This window comes from Polynucleobacter sp. GWA2_45_21, assembly GCF_001830325.1.
Classification (GTDB): domain Bacteria; phylum Pseudomonadota; class Gammaproteobacteria; order Burkholderiales; family Burkholderiaceae; genus Polynucleobacter.
Map to the genome: position 1 here is coordinate 1 of NZ_MHZG01000015.1, position 14,923 is coordinate 14,923.

Consider the following 14,923-nt stretch of genomic DNA (forward strand, 5'->3'; position numbering starts at 1 on the left):
GCTCCTATCGCGATGGAAGAAGGTTTACGTTTTGCGATCCGTGAAGGTGGCCGTACTGTTGGCGCCGGCGTGGTTGCAAAGATTTTGGCTTAATAGCAGTAAAAATATTTAGCGGTTTGCTAACCGGTGACGTCCGTGCTGCGGATGTCACCGAGCTCTTTAGAAATATAACGCGGCAGCACCGCAACGCTCTTTGGAATTAATATGCAAAACCAAAAAATTCGTATTCGTCTTAAAGCATTTGATTACCGTTTGATCGACCAGTCTGCAGCTGAAATCGTTGATACAGCTAAGCGTACTGGTGCAGTTGTTAAGGGTCCAGTACCTTTGCCAACACGTATCGAGCGCTTTGACATTCTGCGTTCACCACACGTAAACAAGACTTCACGTGACCAGTTAGAGATTCGTACCCATTTGCGTTTGATGGATATTGTTGATCCTACAGAGAAAACAGTGGATGCCTTGATGAAATTAGACCTCCCAGCAGGTGTGGACGTCGAAATTAAGTTGCAGTAATTCAGTATTTCCAGTCTTAGCGCTTGCCAAGACTGGCCTTTCGGGATAGAATCTAAGGCTTCGCTCAATTATTTGGGCGGATTTTCAGGTTTTATCAGCATTAAAAACGTTGTAAGTTATTGATTTAGAAGTACTTTTACTTGTAAATCACTTAAATTAATTTTGCCGACCAATCGAAGTCGGCGTGGAGCATGAATATGAGCTTAGGCTTAATCGGTCGCAAGATCGGCATGACCCGTCTATTTACGGACGAAGGGGAAGCAATTCCTGTCACCGTAATTGACGTGAGCGACAACAGAATCGCTCAAATCAAGACCCAGGCAACTGATGGCTATGATGCTATCCAGTTGGCACATGGCACACGTAGAGCTACTCGCGTTACCAAAGCAATGGCTGGTCACTTCGCTAAAGCGGGTGTGATGGCTGGTAACGGTCTCAACGAATTTCATTTAGATGCAGCAAAAATCGCAGAAATGACACCAGGACAAGTAATTCCTGCTGACACTGCATTTGCTGCTGGCCAAAAAGTGGACGTACAAGGTGTAACGATTGGTAAAGGCTATGCCGGTACTATCAAGCGCCATCACTTCGCTTCAGGTCGCGCGTCACACGGTAACTCACGTTCACATAACGTGCCAGGTTCTATCGGTATGGCGCAAGATCCAGGTCGTGTTTTCCCAGGTAAGCGCATGACAGGCCACCTTGGTGACGAAACACGCACTGTACAAAATTTAGTCATCGCACGCATTGATGCAGAACGTAATCTCATCATGGTTAAAGGCGCTATTCCAGGTGCCCCAGGCGGTAAAGTTATTGTTACTCCAGCGGTGAAGACACCGTTGAAGAAGAAATAAGGAGAGCGAATATGGAACTTAAGCTTCTCCAAGATAACGGAACTTTAGGCGCAGGCGTTCAAGCCTCACCAGAAGTATTCGAGCGCGAATATAACGAAGCATTGGTACACCAGGTTGTTGTGGCTTACCAAGCAAATGCGCGTAGCGGTAACCGTGCACAAAAAGACCGTGAGCAAGTTAAGCACACAACCAAAAAACCTTGGCGTCAAAAAGGTACTGGTCGTGCACGTGCTGGTATGAGCTCTTCCCCGCTGTGGCGTGGAGGTGGTCGTATATTCCCGAATTCACCTGAAGAAAATTTCAGCCAAAAAGTAAACAAGAAAATGTACCGCGCTGGTATGAGATCTATTTTGTCTCAGTTAGCACGCGAAGGTCGTTTGAATGTTGTTGACCAATTTAATCTTGATGCTCCAAAGACTAAAGTTTTAGCTGACAAAGTTAAAGCAATGGGCTTGGATTCAGTCTTGATCATCGTTGATCAGGTTAGCGAGAATTTGTACTTGGCATCACGCAACTTGCATAAGGTTGCTGTATGTGAGCCACAGCACGCTGATCCATTAGCTTTAGTTCAATACAAAAAAGTATTGGTAAGCAAAGCAGCGATCGCAAAAATTGAGGAGTTGCTGAAATGAGCCAAGTCCGTAAAAACGATCACAGCTTGATGAAGGTTCTGCTTGGACCGGTTATCTCTGAAAAAGCCACTATGGTTGCAGAGAAAAACGAACAAGTGGTATTCCAAGTTACACGCGACGCTAATAAGAGCGATGTAAAACAAGCAGTTGAGTTGCTCTTCAAAGTGCAAGTTGACTCTGTTCAAATCGTGAATCAAAAAGGTAAGCCAAAGCGCTATGGCCGTTTTGAAGGTCGTCGTGACCATACTAAGAAGGCCTACGTTAGCTTGAAGCCAGGTCAAGAAATTAACTTTGAAGCGGAGGCGAATTAATCATGCCTTTGATGAAGACAAAACCGACCTCACCAGGTCGTCGCTCAATGGTCAAGGTGGTAAATCCTGACCTGCATAAAGGTAAGCCTTTTGCAGCGTTGGTAGAGCCACAGTTCCAAAAAGCAGGTCGTAACAATAATGGTCACATCACTACCCGTCATAAAGGTGGTGGTCATAAGCATCACTATCGTGTTGTTGATTTCAAACGCAATGACAAAGATGGTATTCCAGCAAAAGTAGAACGCTTGGAATACGATCCAAACCGCAGTGCAAATATTGCATTGATCGTGTTTGCTGATGGTGAGCGTCGCTATATTCTTGCTGCAAAAGGCATGACAGTTGGTCAGGCATTGATGAGTGGTTCTGAAGCCCCAATCAAGTCTGGTAACAACTTGCCAATTCGCAACATTCCAGTTGGTAGCACGATTCACTGCGTAGAAATGTTGCCAGGCAAAGGTGCTCAAATCGCACGTTCTGCTGGTGGCTCTGCAGTGTTATTGGCTCGTGAAGGTGTATACGCTCAGGTGCGCTTGCGCTCTGGTGAAGTACGTCGTATTTTGATTGATTGCCGTGCCACTATTGGTGAAGTTGGTAATGAAGAACATAGCTTGCGCGTTATCGGTAAAGCTGGTGCAAATCGCTGGCGTGGTATTCGCCCAACCGTTCGCGGTGTGGCAATGAACCCAGTAGATCACCCACACGGTGGTGGTGAAGGTAGAACTGGCGAAGGCCGTGTACCTGTCTCCCCATGGGGCACACCAACCAAAGGTTATCGTACACGTCGCAATAAGCGTACAACTTCGATGATCGTTCAACGTCGTCAAAAACGTTAAGCGATAAGGATAAATAGATATGACACGTTCAGCTAAAAAAGGCCCATTTTGCGACGCCAGCTTAGTAAAAAAAGTTGAAGTTGCACAAGCCAACAAAGACAAAAAGCCGATCAAAACTTGGTCACGCCGTTCAACAATCCTCCCAGACTTTATTGGTCTGACGATTGCTGTACATAACGGTCGTCAACACGTTCCGGTATATGTATCAGAAAACATGGTGGGTCATAAGTTAGGCGAATTTGCCTTGACCCGTACTTTCAAAGGTCACGCTGCTGACAAGAAAGTAACGAAGAAGTAAGGGGATGATGATGGAAGTTAAAGCTATTCACAAGGGCGCCCGCATTTCTGCGCAAAAGACACGTTTGGTCGCTGACCAAATCCGTGGTTTGCCAATTGCTCGCGCTATGAACATTTTGAATTTCAGCCCCAAGAAAGCTGCCTTCATTGTGAAGAAAGTTGTTGAGTCCGCAATGGCCAACGCTGAACACAATAAGGGTGCTGATATTGATGAGCTCAAGGTTTCAACAATTATTGTTGATAAGGGTACTTCCTTGAAGCGCTTCACAGCACGTGCTAAAGGTCGCGGTAATCAAATCGAAAAACAAACATGTCACATCACCGTGACCTTGAGTAACTAAGGGAAGATATGGGACAAAAGATAAACCCAACCGGATTCCGACTCTCGGTAACGAAGAACTGGACATCAAAGTGGTATGCAAACAATACTGATTTTGCGAAGATGCTCAAAGAGGACGTAGATGTCCGCATTTATCTCAAGAAGAAGTTAAAGAATGCATCCGTAAGCAAAGTCATCATCGAGCGTCCTGCAAAGAACGCACGCATCACAATTTACAGCTCACGCCCAGGTGTTGTGATCGGTAAAAAAGGTGAAGATATTGAAGTTCTCCGTCGTGAACTCCAGAAGCGTATGGGCGTTCCAGTCCATGTGAACATCGAAGAAATTCGTAAGCCTGAAGTTGATGCTCAATTGATCGCTGACTCTATTACTCAACAGTTAGAGAAGCGCATCATGTTCCGTCGTGCAATGAAGCGTGCAATGCAAAATGCAATGCGCCTTGGTGCACAAGGCATCAAGATCATGTCTTCTGGTCGCTTGAATGGTGCTGAGATTGCACGTCGCGAATGGTACCGTGAAGGTCGTGTTCCACTTCATACATTGAAGGCTGATATTGATTACGCAACTTCAGAGGCGGAAACAACATACGGCATCATCGGTGTAAAAGTTTGGGTATACAAAGGCGATACATTAGGCCGCGGTGCTGATGCTGTAGCAGTAACTGCAGAGCCAGCAGCTGAAGAGAAAAAGCCACGTCGCGCACCAGCCAAAACAACCGCACGCAAACCAGCAGCTGACAGCAAGCCTTTAGTTGCTGCTAAGCCAGCAGTAAAGCGTGCACCGAAAGCCGCTGAAGCCCCAAGTGCTGAAGCGCAGAAGTCAGGAGAGTAAGCATGCTACAACCAAAGCGTCGTAAGTATCGCAAGGAGCAAAAGGGACGTAACACTGGCGTGGCAACACGCGGTAGTTCAGTAGCCTTTGGTGACTTTGGATTGAAAGCTATTGGCCGTGGTCGTTTGACTGCACGTCAGATTGAATCTGCACGTCGCGCAATGACACGTCACATTAAGCGTGGTGGTCGTATCTGGATTCGTATTTTCCCAGACAAGCCAATTTCACAAAAGCCAGCTGAAGTACGTATGGGTAACGGTAAAGGTAATCCAGAGTACTACGTAGCAGAAATTCAACCAGGCAAGATTTTGTACGAGATGGATGGTGTAGATGAAGGTTTGGCGCGCGAGGCTTTCAAGCTTGCTGCTGCTAAGTTGCCATTGCAAACCACTTTCGTGATTCGCCACTTAGGTTGATCGGGATAGAGATTATGAAAAAGACAGAATTAGCATCCAAAGATCTGGTTGCCTTGAATGCAGAATTAACAGAGCTTTTGAAGACTAGCTTCAAGCTCCGTATGCAAAAAGGTACTCAGCAACTCACCAACACCAGCCAATTGGGTAAAACTAAGCGTGAAATTGCTCGCGTAAAGACCTTTATTACTCAAAAAACTGCACAGAAATAAGGAAAAAGGGATATGACAGAATTATCTAAACCCTTGCGCCGCACCCTTGTGGGTCGTGTCGTTAGCGACAAAATGCAAAAAACTGTGACTGTGCTAGTTGAGCGCCAAGTAAAACATGCGCTTTATGGCAAATATGTTGGACAGTCCAAAAAATACCACGCTCATGACGAAGCTGGCCAATACAAGATGGGTGATACCGTTGAAATCGCTGAATCTAAGCCAATTTCACGCACTAAATCTTGGGTTGTGACCCGTTTAGTTCAAGAATCAAAAGGTATTTAAAGAAATATTAGGGATTTTGGCGAACTTTCTTGCCAAATCCCTGTTTTGCGTAGTATGATAGAAGGCTTCTCTGGTTTTATTGGGAGAAGCAGTGTTTTTTCATTAATTCCGGGTTTTAACTTTCGTTAAAGCCCATAGACGGAACCAAGACTGTTTGCCTTTGGCTAACAAGTTGGGGATTAAAAAATGATTCAGACCGAAAGTAGATTACAGGTCGCCGATAACACAGGCGCCAGTGAAGTTTTGTGCATCAAGGTATTGGGCGGCTCTAAGCGTCGTTACGCCAGTATCGGTGATGTCATTAAAGTGACTGTAAAGTCCGCTGCTCCACGTGGCCGTGTAAAAAAAGGTGACATTTATAACGCCGTAGTAGTGAGAACTGCTAAGGGTGTTCGCCGTCCAGACGGCTCATTGATTAAGTTCGATGGAAACGCTGCGGTATTGCTCAACGCAAAGTTAGAGCCAATCGGCACACGTATCTTTGGACCAGTTACGCGCGAATTGCGTACTGAGAAGTTCATGAAGATCGTTTCTCTCGCCCCCGAAGTTATTTAAGAGGCTGATATGAAAAAGATTCGTAAAGGTGATTCAGTAGTTCTGTTGACTGGCCGCGATAAGGGCAAGCAAGGAACAGTTACAGCCGTTCTCGAGAACAAATTAGTAATCGAAGGCGTAAATATTTACAAAAAGAGCGTTAAGCCAAATCCAGCAGCCGGTGTTACTGGCGGCATGATTGACAAGACGATGCCTGTTCACATTTCTAATGTGGCTGTGGTTGACGGTAACGGCAAACCATCACGTGTTGGTATCAAACTCGTGGACGGTAAAAAGCAACGTTTCCTCAAAACCACTGGCGCAACTTTAAGCGCATAAGGGGCACGGAGAAATTATGAGCACACGTTTTCAAGAACACTATCAAGCTAAAGTAGTTGCTGATTTGATCGCCAAATTTGGTTACAAGTCAGTAATGGAAGTTCCACGTATCACCAAGGTAACCCTGAACATGGGCTTGGGCGATGCAGTGAACGACAAGAAAATTATCGAAAATGCAGTTGGTGATTTGACTAAAGTAGCAGGTCAAAAGCCAGTTGTGACAAAAGCGAAAAAAGCGATTGCTGGTTTCAAAATTCGTCAAGGTTACCCAATCGGTGCCATGGTCACATTGCGTGGTGCACGCATGTATGAATTTTTAGACCGTTTCGTGACTGTTGCTTTGCCACGCGTACGTGACTTCCGCGGAATTTCCGGTAAGGCATTTGACGGCCGTGGTAACTACAACATCGGCGTTAAAGAGCAAATCATTTTCCCTGAAATCGAATACGACAAAATTGATGCCCTCCGTGGTCTCAATATCAGTATTACGACGACCGCTAAGACTGACGAAGAAGCAAAAGCTTTGTTAGCAGCGTTCAAATTCCCTTTCCGCAATTAAGAGGCTAACGTGGCAAAACTATCCCTAATTGAGCGCGAGAATAAGCGCACAAAAACTGTAGAGAAGTACGCTGTAAAGCGTGCTGGACTCAAGGCAATCATTGCTGATCAATCACGCAGCGATGAAGAGCGCTATGAAGCTCGCTTGAAGCTACAGGCACTTCCACGTAACGCAAGCCCGATTCGTCAAAGAAATCGTTGTTCATTAACCGGTCGTCCGCGCGGTGTATTCAGCAAGTTTGGTTTAGCGCGTAGCAAAATTCGTGAAATCGCCTTCCGTGGCGAAATCCCCGGTTTAACCAAGGCCAGCTGGTAAGCGGCGAAAGAATTAGGAGAACTCATGAGTATCAGCGATCCAATCGCCGACATGTTGACAAGGATCCGCAATGCGCAAGCAGTGCAGAAACCCGTAGTCTTGATGCCGTCGTCAAAAGTTAAAGTAGCTATTGCAAAAGTCTTGCAGGATGAAGGTTATATCGATAGTTTTGAAATCAAAGGTGAAGCAGCTAAGCCAGTGCTACACATTGAACTCAAATACTACGCAGGCCGCCCTGTTATTGAGCGTATTGACCGTGTTTCTACACCAAGTCTACGTATCTATAAAGGCCGTCACGACATTCCTGAAGTAATGAATGGCTTGGGCATTGCAATTATTTCAACCCCACAAGGCGTAATGACAGACCGCAAAGCTCGTGCAAACGGCGTTGGTGGTGAAGTTATTTGCTACGTCGCGTAAGGAGAGAAATATGTCCCGCGTTGGTAAATCACCTATTCCAGTCCCTAAGGGCGCTGAAATCAGCATCAACGGTGCAAACATTACTGTTAAAGGCCCATTAGGTACTTTGACACACAACTTGCATCCTTCTGTTGGTTTAAAACAAGAAGACGGCGTATTGACAGTTGTTTTAAATAACGACACACCAGAAGCTGGTGCACAGTCAGGTACAGCCCGTGCTTTAGTAAACAACATGGTTGTTGGCGTAACTACTGGCTTTGAGCGCAAGCTCAGCTTGGTAGGCGTTGGTTACCGTGCTGCTGCTCAAGGCGAAACATTGAAGTTGCAGTTAGGTTTCTCACACGACATTATTTACAACCTGCCAAAAGGTGTAAAAGCTGAGACTCCAACTCAAACTGAAATCATTATTAAAGGTTCCAACAAGCAGCAAGTTGGCCAGGTTGCAGCTGAAGTTCGCGCATACCGTTCACCAGAGCCATACAAAGGCAAGGGCGTTCGCTACGTGGATGAGGTTGTACATCTGAAAGAAACTAAGAAGAAGTAAGCGAGATTAGAAAATGAATAAAGACGAATCCAGACAAAGACGTGCTAGGCAGACTCGTATTCGCATTGCCGAAGCATTGGCAAATCGCTTAACAGTTATCCGTAGCAATTCACACATCTCTGCACAGGTATATAGCCCATGTGGAACCAAAGTTGTGGCAGCTGCCTCATCAATGGAAAAAGAATTGCGCCAAGCGATCAAAAACGGCGGCAACGCTGAAGCGGCTAAACAAATCGGCAAACTAGTTGCTGAGCGTGCTGTTAAAGCAGGCGTTGTTGATGTTGCTTTTGATCGTTCCGGTCATCGTTACCACGGCCGTATTAAGGCCTTAGCTGAAGCTGCGCGTGAAGCCGGCCTGAAGTTCTAATAGGGTTTAGGAAAAAACATGGCAAAAATGCAAACCAAGATGCAAAACGAAGAGCGTGATGATGGTCTTCGCGAGAAGATGATCGCTGTTAATCGTGTAACTAAAGTGGTTAAGGGTGGTCGTATTCTCGGCTTCGCTGCACTTACTGTAGTTGGCGATGGCGATGGTCGTATCGGCATGGGTAAAGGTAAATCAAAAGAAGTTCCAGTTGCTGTTCAAAAGGCAATGGACGAAGCACGTCGCAAGATGATCAAAGTTTCCTTACGTAAAGGTACTTTGCAACACACTGTGATTGGTAAGCATGGCGCATCACGCGTGATGATTTCTCCAGCTAAAGACGGTACTGGCGTTATTGCTGGTGGACCAATGCGCGCAATTTTCGATGTAATGGGTGTAACTAACGTTGTTGCTAAGTCACTTGGCTCAACAAACCCTTACAACATGGTTCGTGCAACGATTGATGGTTTAAGCAAGATGAGCACTCCTTCTGAAATTGCTGCTAAGCGCGGTAAGTCAGTTGAAGAGATTCTCGGCTAAGACCAAAAGATTAGGAATCTATAAATGACAACATCTAACTCCAAAGTCAAACTGCAATTAGTACGCAGCTTGATCGGCACACGCGAAAGCCACCGTGCAACTGTTCGTGGTTTGGGCCTCGGACGTATCAATTCTGTTTCAGAATTGGAAGACACTCCAGCAGTTCGCGGAATGATTAATAAAGTTTCTTATCTAGTTAAAGTCATTGGCTAATAACTAGCAAGTAAATAGGCGAAGAATATGCAACTCAATACACTCAAACCCGCAGAGGGATCCAAGAAAAACCGTCGTCGCGTAGGTCGTGGCATCGGCTCTGGTCTTGGTAAAACTGCTGGCCGCGGTCACAAAGGTCAAAAATCACGTTCGGGCGGATTCCACAAGGTTGGATTCGAGGGCGGTCAGATGCCGATGTATCGTCGTTTGCCAAAACGCGGTTTCGTGTCTTTGACACGTCGTCACGTTGGTCAAATTACTTTGAATGACTTAGCAAAAATTAACTTGCCAGAAGTCGACTTGTTAGTTTTGAGAGCTCATGGTTTTGCTGGTGAGCAAATCAATGCAGTCAAAGTAATTAAGACTGGCGAACTGTCAATTGCTGTAACCCTCAAAGGTATTACAGCAACTGCAGGTGCAAAAGCAGCTATTGAAGCAGCTGGCGGCAAATTGGTTGACTTGGTTTAATTAGTTCTTAGTAGACGATGGCACTAGCACCTACCAACACAGCGAATATTGCTAAATCAGGAGGCAAGTATGGCGAATTGCGCCAACGCTTGATATTCCTGGTTTTGGCTTTGCTCGTTTTCCGTTTGGGTGCGCATATTCCTGTTCCAGGTATTGATCCTGACCAATTGGCTCAATTGTTCTCAGGCCAAAAAGACGGCATCTTGGGTATGTTTAACCTGTTCTCAGGTGGTGCTTTATCTCGCTTTACCGTGTTTGCTTTGGGAATCATGCCGTACATTTCTGCATCGATCATCATGCAGTTAATGACTATTGTTGTGCCTTCATTAGAGGCATTGAAAAAAGAAGGTCAAGCAGGTCAGCGTAAGATTACTCAGTACACACGTTATGGCACTGTTGTATTGGCAACATTCCAAGCTTTGGGTATTTCTGTTGCATTACAAGCTCAGCCTGGCTTAGTTATCAACCCAGGTTTAATGTTTGAATTGAATACCGTGGTAACTCTGGTTACTGGCACCATGTTCTTGATGTGGCTCGGTGAGCAAATTACAGAGCGTGGCTTAGGCAACGGTATTTCTATCATTATTTTTGGCGGTATTGTTTCTGGCTTGCCATCTGCAATTGGTAGCTTGCTTGAATTAGTGCGTACCGGCTCCATGAATATCTTGTCAGCATTGCTGATCGTTGTGGTCTGTATTGCGGTAACTTATTTTGTTGTGTTTGTAGAGCGTGGTCAGCGCCGTATTTTGGTGAACTACGCTAAGCGTCAAGTTGGTAACAAGGTTTATGGCGGTCAGTCTTCATACTTCCCATTGAAGTTAAATATGGCTGGTGTTATCCCTCCAATTTTTGCTTCATCTATCATTTTGTTCCCTGCCACGATTGCTGGCTGGTTTACTTCTGGTGAGCCAACCAATATGTTCAGCAGAGTGATTAAAGATTTAGCGGCAACGTTGGCCCCAGGTCAGCCCGTCTACACAATTTTGTATGCAGCTGCGATTATTTTCTTCTGCTTTTTCTACACAGCTTTGGTCTTTAACAGCCGTGAAACTGCAGATAACTTAAAGAAGAGCGGCGCCTTTGTTCCAGGCATTCGTCCTGGTGACCAGACTGGTCGTTACATCGACAAGATCTTGGTTCGTTTGACATTGGCTGGTGCAATTTATATGGTTTTGGTTTGCTTGTTACCAGAATTCTTAGTGTTGAAGTACAACGTGCCATTCTATTTTGGCGGTACTTCATTGTTGATTATTGTCGTTGTTGCAATGGATTTCATGGCTCAAGTTCAGTCATTTGTAATGCAACAACAATATGGTTCTTTGATGAAAAAAGCTAACTTTAAGATGGGCGCTTAACTGAATGTCTAAAGACGATGTAATTCAGATGGCGGGAGAAATTATTGAGAATTTGCCGAACGCAATGTTTCGCGTGAAGCTAGAGAACGGACATGTGGTTCTAGGGCACATTTCTGGAAAGATGAGGATGCATTACATCCGCATATTGCCAGGAGATAAGGTGACGGTGGAGATGACTCCTTACGACCTGACCCGCGCCAGAATCATTTTCCGAGCGAAGTAAAGATTAAGTAGTACCTATTTTTTTAGAGGTGAGTTATGAAAGTTTTAGCATCCGTTAAGTGTATTTGCAGAAATTGCAAGATCATTAAGCGCAAACGCGTTGTGCGCGTGATCTGTTCTTCAGACGCACGTCATAAGCAGCGTCAAGGCTGATCTGGTTAATTAAGAGGAAATCTCATGGCACGTATCGCTGGGGTAAATATCCCAAATCATCAACATACTGTTATCGGTTTAACAGCAATTTTTGGCATTGGCACAACTCGTGCTCGCAAAATTTGTGAAACCACAGGTGTTGCAATCGACAAAAAAGTTAAAGATCTTACTGACGGTGACTTGGAAAAGTTGCGTGATGAAGTAGGTAAGTTCATCACTGAAGGTGACCTTCGTCGTGAAGTAACGATGAGCATCAAGCGTTTGATGGACTTAGGCTGCTATCGTGGCGTTCGTCATCGTAAGGGCTTGCCTGTACGTGGTCAACGTACTAAGACTAACGCGCGTACCCGCAAGGGCCCACGTAAGTCTGGCGTGCAACTCAAGAAATAATCAAGAAAGTTTATTGACATGGCAAAACAACAATCCGCTTCTGCAGCTTCACAGCGCGCACGTAAGAAGGTTAAAAAGAACGTTGCTGACGGTATTGCACACGTTCACGCTTCTTTTAATAACACCATTATTACGATCACTGATCGCCAAGGTAATGCGCTTTCATGGGCAACATCTGGTGGCCAGGGTTTCAAGGGCTCACGTAAATCAACACCTTTTGCTGCTCAGGTAGCTGCTGAAGTTGCTGGTAAGACAGCTATTGAATGCGGTATCAAGAATTTGGAAGTTCAGATCAAAGGCCCAGGCCCAGGTCGTGAATCAGCAGTACGTGCATTGAACTCATTGGGCATCAAGATCACTGAGATTCAAGACGTAACTCCAGTTCCACACAATGGTTGCCGTCCTCCTAAGCGTCGTCGTATCTAAGCTTGGATATTGGCAGTACAACAGTTTTAGTAGTTTTTTATTAAAGCCCACCGTTCATCTGAATTAAAGGGTGAACTCACCGCCGGTCGTAAGACTGCGGCAAAGAAAGGAAAGCATCGTGGCACGTTACTTAGGGCCTAAGGCCAAATTAGCACGTCGGGAAGGTACCGACTTATTTTTAAAGAGCGCACGTCGCGCCCTGTCAGACAAGTGCAAGTTAGATACTAAGCCTGGTCAACATGGCCGTACATCTGGCTCAAGAACATCTGACTACGGTAACCAATTGCGTGAAAAGCAAAAGGTTAAGCGTATCTATGGCGTATTAGAGCGTCAATTCCGCCGTTACTTCGCAGAAGCTGAGCGTCGTAAGGGCAACACTGGTGAAACATTGCTCCAGTTGCTTGAGTCACGTTTAGACAACGTGGTGTATCGCATGGGCTTTGGTTCTACTCGTGCTGAAGCGCGTCAATTGGTTTCTCACTGTGCAATTTTGCTCAATGGCAGCCCAGTAAACATTCCATCTATTCAGGTTAAGCCTGGTGATGTAGTGGCTATTCGTGAAAAAGCGAAGAAGCAAGCGCGTATTACAGAATCACTCAATTTGGTTGGACAAATGGCAGCTGTTACTTGGGTTTCAGTTGACGCAGCCAAGCTCGAGGGAACATTTAAGCAAGTGCCTGACCGTGAAGACATTAGCGGCGAAATTAATGAAAGTTTGATCGTCGAATTGTATTCACGCTAATTAGCACTCTCAAGGAAAAAATATGCAAACAAATTTGCTCAAGCCAAAAATTATTTCTGTTGAAGCGCTTACCGCCAACCAAGCTAAGGTTGTTATGGAGCCGTTCGAGCGTGGCTATGGCCACACACTCGGAAATGCATTACGTCGTGTTTTGTTGTCCTCGATGGTTGGTTATGCACCAACTGAAGTAGCTATTGCAGGTGTGGTTCATGAGTACTCCACATTAGATGGCGTTCAAGAGGATGTAGTTAACCTTTTGTTGAACCTCAAAGGTATCGTATTTAAGTTGCAGTCACGTGACGAAGTTACTATCAATTTGCGTAAAGAAGGCCCAGGCGTTGTTACTGCAAAAGATATTGACTTGCCACATGATGTAGAAATCATTAACCCTGATCACGTTATCGCTCACTTGTCAGCTGGTGGCAAGTTGGATATGCAGATCAAGGTTGAAAAAGGCCGTGGCTATGTACCAGGCAATATGCGTCAATACCATGACGAAGCTACCAAGATCATTGGTCGCATCGTATTGGATGCCTCATTTAGCCCAGTAAGCCGTGTTAGCTATGCTGTTGAGTCTGCTCGTGTTGAGCAACGTACCGACCTCGATCGTCTCGTAATGACAATCGAAACAAACGGTGTGTTGTCTCCTGAAGAGGCGATTCGTCAAGCTGCTACTATTTTGGTTGATCAGTTAGTTGTATTCGCAGCCCTCGAAAGCAGCGAAGTTTCTGGTGATCTCGCGCCAAGCCGCTCTTCAATGGTTGATCCAATGTTGATGCGTCCAGTTGATGATCTCGAACTCACAGTGCGCTCTGCAAACTGCTTGAAGGCTGAGAACATTTACTACATCGGTGACTTGATTCAACGTACAGAGAATGAATTGTTGAAGACGCCTAATCTAGGTCGTAAGTCTTTGAATGAAATCAAAGATGTATTGGCGGCTCGTGGCTTAAGTCTTGGCATGAAACTCGAGAGCTGGCCTCCAGCTAACCTCGAGAAATAATTAGAAAGGAAGCATCATGCGTCACGGAAACGGCTTACGCAAACTAAACAGAACATCATCACATCGCTTGGCGATGCTGCGCAACATGTCCAATTCACTCTTGGAGCACGAAGTCATTAAAACGACTTTGCCAAAAGCTAAAGAATTGCGCATGGTTGTTGAGCCTTTGATTACCTTGGGTAAAAAAGATAACTTAGCAAACCGTCGCTTAGCATTCAATCGCACACGTGATCGCGATATCGTGACCAAACTCTTCACAGAGCTCGGCCCACGTTATGCAACTCGTCCAGGTGGCTACCTTCGTATTTTGAAGTTTGGCTTCCGTCATGGTGACAATGCACCTATGGCTTTGGTTGAGTTAGTTGATCGCCCTGAAGTTGAAGAAACAGCAGTAGCTGAAGAGGCTTAAGCCCTTTAGCAAGATTAAAAGCCAGGCTTCGGTCTGGCTTTTTTCATTTATACGGTTATAAATACAGTATGACCCTAGATAAACCTACTGAATTGCTGATTGTTGTCACCACTTTTGCATCACTAGAGGATGCAAAGAAGATTGCGTACCTGCTGATTGAGGGTCGTCTAGCTGCTTGCGTGCAAATTCAGGAGGGAGTCCATTCCATCTATCGATGGGAGGGCAAGATTTGTGAAGCAAATGAAGTTCTGTTGTCAGCAAAAACAGTTGCAGATAAGTGGGTCGATATTTCTAATTTCATCAAAAGTCATCATCCTTATGATTTGCCGGAGGTGATTGCCTATGCCCCTGAAAAATACGAAGCGCATTATGGCAAATGGGTAGAGTCCGAGGTAAAGTGAGCTTC

General features: G+C 45.3%; 30 protein-coding genes and 1 pseudogene. All 31 read left to right on the forward strand.

Annotation, left to right across the window (positions count from 1 at the left end; genetic code table 11):
- Nucleotides 1-93 (forward strand): annotated as a pseudogene (locus tag A2X74_RS09810) (elongation factor Tu); the annotation flags it as partial.
- A gap of 111 nt (nucleotides 94-204) precedes the next feature.
- The gene (rpsJ, locus tag A2X74_RS09815) at nucleotides 205-516 is read left to right on the forward strand and encodes a 30S ribosomal protein S10 (RefSeq protein ID WP_011901899.1); all 312 of its coding nucleotides are present in this window, start codon (nucleotides 205-207) and stop codon (nucleotides 514-516) included.
- 197 nt (nucleotides 517-713) lie between these two features.
- Nucleotides 714-1,370 (forward strand): 50S ribosomal protein L3, encoded by a 657-nt coding sequence (gene rplC, locus A2X74_RS09820; protein WP_046329376.1) that lies wholly within the window; start codon nucleotides 714-716, stop codon nucleotides 1,368-1,370.
- A gap of 11 nt (nucleotides 1,371-1,381) precedes the next feature.
- Nucleotides 1,382-2,002 (forward strand): 50S ribosomal protein L4, encoded by a 621-nt coding sequence (gene rplD / locus A2X74_RS09825; RefSeq protein WP_015420233.1) that lies wholly within the window; start codon nucleotides 1,382-1,384, stop codon nucleotides 2,000-2,002.
- Nucleotides 1,999-2,313 (forward strand): 50S ribosomal protein L23, encoded by a 315-nt coding sequence (rplW, locus tag A2X74_RS09830; protein ID WP_076024545.1) that lies wholly within the window; start codon nucleotides 1,999-2,001, stop codon nucleotides 2,311-2,313. The genes rplD and rplW overlap by 4 nt, the downstream gene beginning before the upstream one ends.
- A gap of 2 nt (nucleotides 2,314-2,315) precedes the next feature.
- Complete coding sequence (gene rplB / locus A2X74_RS09835; RefSeq protein WP_015420235.1) at nucleotides 2,316-3,146, forward strand: 50S ribosomal protein L2; 831 nt, start codon at nucleotides 2,316-2,318, stop codon at nucleotides 3,144-3,146.
- 19 nt (nucleotides 3,147-3,165) lie between these two features.
- On the forward strand, nucleotides 3,166-3,444 hold the full coding sequence (gene rpsS / locus A2X74_RS09840) for a 30S ribosomal protein S19 (protein ID WP_011901904.1): 279 nt from the start codon (nucleotides 3,166-3,168) through the stop codon (nucleotides 3,442-3,444).
- A gap of 7 nt (nucleotides 3,445-3,451) precedes the next feature.
- On the forward strand, nucleotides 3,452-3,784 hold the full coding sequence (rplV, locus tag A2X74_RS09845; RefSeq protein WP_215300499.1) for a 50S ribosomal protein L22: 333 nt from the start codon (nucleotides 3,452-3,454) through the stop codon (nucleotides 3,782-3,784).
- Between the two features lie 8 nt (nucleotides 3,785-3,792).
- Nucleotides 3,793-4,614: a 30S ribosomal protein S3 gene (rpsC, locus tag A2X74_RS09850; RefSeq protein ID WP_215387033.1), complete on the forward strand. Its 822-nt coding sequence runs from the start codon at nucleotides 3,793-3,795 to the stop codon at nucleotides 4,612-4,614.
- Between the two features lie 2 nt (nucleotides 4,615-4,616).
- Complete coding sequence (gene rplP / locus A2X74_RS09855; RefSeq protein WP_015420238.1) at nucleotides 4,617-5,030, forward strand: 50S ribosomal protein L16; 414 nt, start codon at nucleotides 4,617-4,619, stop codon at nucleotides 5,028-5,030.
- Between the two features lie 14 nt (nucleotides 5,031-5,044).
- Nucleotides 5,045-5,239 (forward strand): 50S ribosomal protein L29, encoded by a 195-nt coding sequence (rpmC, locus tag A2X74_RS09860; RefSeq protein ID WP_015420239.1) that lies wholly within the window; start codon nucleotides 5,045-5,047, stop codon nucleotides 5,237-5,239.
- A 12-nt stretch (nucleotides 5,240-5,251) separates the two neighbouring features.
- Nucleotides 5,252-5,521, forward strand: a complete 270-nt coding sequence (rpsQ, locus tag A2X74_RS09865) for a 30S ribosomal protein S17 (RefSeq protein WP_076024550.1) — start codon at nucleotides 5,252-5,254, stop codon at nucleotides 5,519-5,521.
- A gap of 186 nt (nucleotides 5,522-5,707) precedes the next feature.
- Nucleotides 5,708-6,076: a 50S ribosomal protein L14 gene (gene rplN / locus A2X74_RS09870; protein WP_015420241.1), complete on the forward strand. Its 369-nt coding sequence runs from the start codon at nucleotides 5,708-5,710 to the stop codon at nucleotides 6,074-6,076.
- 9 nt (nucleotides 6,077-6,085) lie between these two features.
- On the forward strand, nucleotides 6,086-6,394 hold the full coding sequence (gene rplX, locus A2X74_RS09875; protein ID WP_011901911.1) for a 50S ribosomal protein L24: 309 nt from the start codon (nucleotides 6,086-6,088) through the stop codon (nucleotides 6,392-6,394).
- A gap of 16 nt (nucleotides 6,395-6,410) precedes the next feature.
- Complete coding sequence (rplE, locus tag A2X74_RS09880) at nucleotides 6,411-6,953, forward strand: 50S ribosomal protein L5 (RefSeq protein WP_046329383.1); 543 nt, start codon at nucleotides 6,411-6,413, stop codon at nucleotides 6,951-6,953.
- Nucleotides 6,954-6,962: 9 nt separating this feature from the next.
- Nucleotides 6,963-7,268, forward strand: coding sequence for a 30S ribosomal protein S14 (gene rpsN / locus A2X74_RS09885; RefSeq protein ID WP_293625645.1), 306 nt, complete (start codon nucleotides 6,963-6,965; stop codon nucleotides 7,266-7,268).
- A 24-nt stretch (nucleotides 7,269-7,292) separates the two neighbouring features.
- On the forward strand, nucleotides 7,293-7,688 hold the full coding sequence (rpsH, locus tag A2X74_RS09890) for a 30S ribosomal protein S8 (protein WP_015420245.1): 396 nt from the start codon (nucleotides 7,293-7,295) through the stop codon (nucleotides 7,686-7,688).
- 10 nt (nucleotides 7,689-7,698) lie between these two features.
- On the forward strand, nucleotides 7,699-8,232 hold the full coding sequence (rplF, locus tag A2X74_RS09895) for a 50S ribosomal protein L6 (protein ID WP_062307051.1): 534 nt from the start codon (nucleotides 7,699-7,701) through the stop codon (nucleotides 8,230-8,232).
- Nucleotides 8,233-8,245: 13 nt separating this feature from the next.
- The gene (gene rplR, locus A2X74_RS09900; protein ID WP_062307056.1) at nucleotides 8,246-8,599 is read left to right on the forward strand and encodes a 50S ribosomal protein L18; all 354 of its coding nucleotides are present in this window, start codon (nucleotides 8,246-8,248) and stop codon (nucleotides 8,597-8,599) included.
- Nucleotides 8,600-8,617: 18 nt separating this feature from the next.
- A complete protein-coding gene (rpsE, locus tag A2X74_RS09905) occupies nucleotides 8,618-9,136 on the forward strand; it encodes a 30S ribosomal protein S5 (protein WP_015420248.1) in 519 nt (172 codons plus the stop codon).
- Between the two features lie 24 nt (nucleotides 9,137-9,160).
- Nucleotides 9,161-9,349: a 50S ribosomal protein L30 gene (rpmD, locus tag A2X74_RS09910; protein WP_015420249.1), complete on the forward strand. Its 189-nt coding sequence runs from the start codon at nucleotides 9,161-9,163 to the stop codon at nucleotides 9,347-9,349.
- A 27-nt stretch (nucleotides 9,350-9,376) separates the two neighbouring features.
- Nucleotides 9,377-9,817, forward strand: a complete 441-nt coding sequence (gene rplO / locus A2X74_RS09915; RefSeq protein ID WP_015420250.1) for a 50S ribosomal protein L15 — start codon at nucleotides 9,377-9,379, stop codon at nucleotides 9,815-9,817.
- A 17-nt stretch (nucleotides 9,818-9,834) separates the two neighbouring features.
- Entirely contained in the window at nucleotides 9,835-11,172 is a 1,338-nt protein-coding gene (secY, locus tag A2X74_RS09920) for a preprotein translocase subunit SecY (protein WP_293625657.1), read from the forward strand.
- 4 nt (nucleotides 11,173-11,176) lie between these two features.
- Nucleotides 11,177-11,395 (forward strand): translation initiation factor IF-1, encoded by a 219-nt coding sequence (gene infA, locus A2X74_RS09925; protein ID WP_015420252.1) that lies wholly within the window; start codon nucleotides 11,177-11,179, stop codon nucleotides 11,393-11,395.
- Nucleotides 11,396-11,430: 35 nt separating this feature from the next.
- The gene (rpmJ, locus tag A2X74_RS09930; RefSeq protein WP_012357167.1) at nucleotides 11,431-11,547 is read left to right on the forward strand and encodes a 50S ribosomal protein L36; all 117 of its coding nucleotides are present in this window, start codon (nucleotides 11,431-11,433) and stop codon (nucleotides 11,545-11,547) included.
- 24 nt (nucleotides 11,548-11,571) lie between these two features.
- Entirely contained in the window at nucleotides 11,572-11,937 is a 366-nt protein-coding gene (rpsM, locus tag A2X74_RS09935) for a 30S ribosomal protein S13 (protein WP_015420253.1), read from the forward strand.
- A gap of 18 nt (nucleotides 11,938-11,955) precedes the next feature.
- Nucleotides 11,956-12,363 (forward strand): 30S ribosomal protein S11, encoded by a 408-nt coding sequence (rpsK, locus tag A2X74_RS09940; protein WP_015420254.1) that lies wholly within the window; start codon nucleotides 11,956-11,958, stop codon nucleotides 12,361-12,363.
- A 118-nt stretch (nucleotides 12,364-12,481) separates the two neighbouring features.
- The gene (gene rpsD, locus A2X74_RS09945; protein WP_011901924.1) at nucleotides 12,482-13,105 is read left to right on the forward strand and encodes a 30S ribosomal protein S4; all 624 of its coding nucleotides are present in this window, start codon (nucleotides 12,482-12,484) and stop codon (nucleotides 13,103-13,105) included.
- A 22-nt stretch (nucleotides 13,106-13,127) separates the two neighbouring features.
- Complete coding sequence (gene rpoA, locus A2X74_RS09950) at nucleotides 13,128-14,108, forward strand: DNA-directed RNA polymerase subunit alpha (protein ID WP_015420255.1); 981 nt, start codon at nucleotides 13,128-13,130, stop codon at nucleotides 14,106-14,108.
- Between the two features lie 16 nt (nucleotides 14,109-14,124).
- Nucleotides 14,125-14,517 carry a 50S ribosomal protein L17 gene (rplQ, locus tag A2X74_RS09955; protein WP_015420256.1) on the forward strand — a complete coding sequence of 131 codons (393 nt, stop codon included), beginning with the start codon at nucleotides 14,125-14,127 and terminating at the stop codon, nucleotides 14,515-14,517.
- Between the two features lie 68 nt (nucleotides 14,518-14,585).
- The gene (gene cutA / locus A2X74_RS09960; protein ID WP_293625678.1) at nucleotides 14,586-14,918 is read left to right on the forward strand and encodes a divalent-cation tolerance protein CutA; all 333 of its coding nucleotides are present in this window, start codon (nucleotides 14,586-14,588) and stop codon (nucleotides 14,916-14,918) included.
- Nucleotides 14,919-14,923: the final 5 nt, after the last annotated feature.

Excerpts from the sequence above, each read along its gene's own strand:
- rpsJ (WP_011901899.1), top strand. The coding sequence starts at position 205 with ATGCAAAACCAAAAAATTCGTATTCGTCTTAAAGCATTTGATTACCGT.
- rplC (WP_046329376.1), top strand. The coding sequence starts at position 714 with ATGAGCTTAGGCTTAATCGGTCGCAAGATCGGCATGACCCGTCTATTT.
- rplD (WP_015420233.1), top strand. The coding sequence starts at position 1,382 with ATGGAACTTAAGCTTCTCCAAGATAACGGAACTTTAGGCGCAGGCGTT.
- rplW (WP_076024545.1), top strand. The coding sequence starts at position 1,999 with ATGAGCCAAGTCCGTAAAAACGATCACAGCTTGATGAAGGTTCTGCTT.
- rplB (WP_015420235.1), top strand. The coding sequence starts at position 2,316 with ATGCCTTTGATGAAGACAAAACCGACCTCACCAGGTCGTCGCTCAATG.
- rpsS (WP_011901904.1), top strand. The coding sequence starts at position 3,166 with ATGACACGTTCAGCTAAAAAAGGCCCATTTTGCGACGCCAGCTTAGTA.
- rplV (WP_215300499.1), top strand. The coding sequence starts at position 3,452 with ATGATGGAAGTTAAAGCTATTCACAAGGGCGCCCGCATTTCTGCGCAA.
- rpsC (WP_215387033.1), top strand. The coding sequence starts at position 3,793 with ATGGGACAAAAGATAAACCCAACCGGATTCCGACTCTCGGTAACGAAG.
- rplP (WP_015420238.1), top strand. The coding sequence starts at position 4,617 with ATGCTACAACCAAAGCGTCGTAAGTATCGCAAGGAGCAAAAGGGACGT.
- rpmC (WP_015420239.1), top strand. The coding sequence starts at position 5,045 with ATGAAAAAGACAGAATTAGCATCCAAAGATCTGGTTGCCTTGAATGCA.
- rpsQ (WP_076024550.1), top strand. The coding sequence starts at position 5,252 with ATGACAGAATTATCTAAACCCTTGCGCCGCACCCTTGTGGGTCGTGTC.
- rplN (WP_015420241.1), top strand. The coding sequence starts at position 5,708 with ATGATTCAGACCGAAAGTAGATTACAGGTCGCCGATAACACAGGCGCC.
- rplX (WP_011901911.1), top strand. The coding sequence starts at position 6,086 with ATGAAAAAGATTCGTAAAGGTGATTCAGTAGTTCTGTTGACTGGCCGC.
- rplE (WP_046329383.1), top strand. The coding sequence starts at position 6,411 with ATGAGCACACGTTTTCAAGAACACTATCAAGCTAAAGTAGTTGCTGAT.
- rpsH (WP_015420245.1), top strand. The coding sequence starts at position 7,293 with ATGAGTATCAGCGATCCAATCGCCGACATGTTGACAAGGATCCGCAAT.
- rplF (WP_062307051.1), top strand. The coding sequence starts at position 7,699 with ATGTCCCGCGTTGGTAAATCACCTATTCCAGTCCCTAAGGGCGCTGAA.
- rplR (WP_062307056.1), top strand. The coding sequence starts at position 8,246 with ATGAATAAAGACGAATCCAGACAAAGACGTGCTAGGCAGACTCGTATT.
- rpsE (WP_015420248.1), top strand. The coding sequence starts at position 8,618 with ATGGCAAAAATGCAAACCAAGATGCAAAACGAAGAGCGTGATGATGGT.
- rpmD (WP_015420249.1), top strand. The coding sequence starts at position 9,161 with ATGACAACATCTAACTCCAAAGTCAAACTGCAATTAGTACGCAGCTTG.
- rplO (WP_015420250.1), top strand. The coding sequence starts at position 9,377 with ATGCAACTCAATACACTCAAACCCGCAGAGGGATCCAAGAAAAACCGT.
- secY (WP_293625657.1), top strand. The coding sequence starts at position 9,835 with ATGGCACTAGCACCTACCAACACAGCGAATATTGCTAAATCAGGAGGC.
- infA (WP_015420252.1), top strand. The coding sequence starts at position 11,177 with ATGTCTAAAGACGATGTAATTCAGATGGCGGGAGAAATTATTGAGAAT.
- rpmJ (WP_012357167.1), top strand. The coding sequence starts at position 11,431 with ATGAAAGTTTTAGCATCCGTTAAGTGTATTTGCAGAAATTGCAAGATC.
- rpsM (WP_015420253.1), top strand. The coding sequence starts at position 11,572 with ATGGCACGTATCGCTGGGGTAAATATCCCAAATCATCAACATACTGTT.
- rpsK (WP_015420254.1), top strand. The coding sequence starts at position 11,956 with ATGGCAAAACAACAATCCGCTTCTGCAGCTTCACAGCGCGCACGTAAG.
- rpoA (WP_015420255.1), top strand. The coding sequence starts at position 13,128 with ATGCAAACAAATTTGCTCAAGCCAAAAATTATTTCTGTTGAAGCGCTT.
- rplQ (WP_015420256.1), top strand. The coding sequence starts at position 14,125 with ATGCGTCACGGAAACGGCTTACGCAAACTAAACAGAACATCATCACAT.
- cutA (WP_293625678.1), top strand. The coding sequence starts at position 14,586 with ATGACCCTAGATAAACCTACTGAATTGCTGATTGTTGTCACCACTTTT.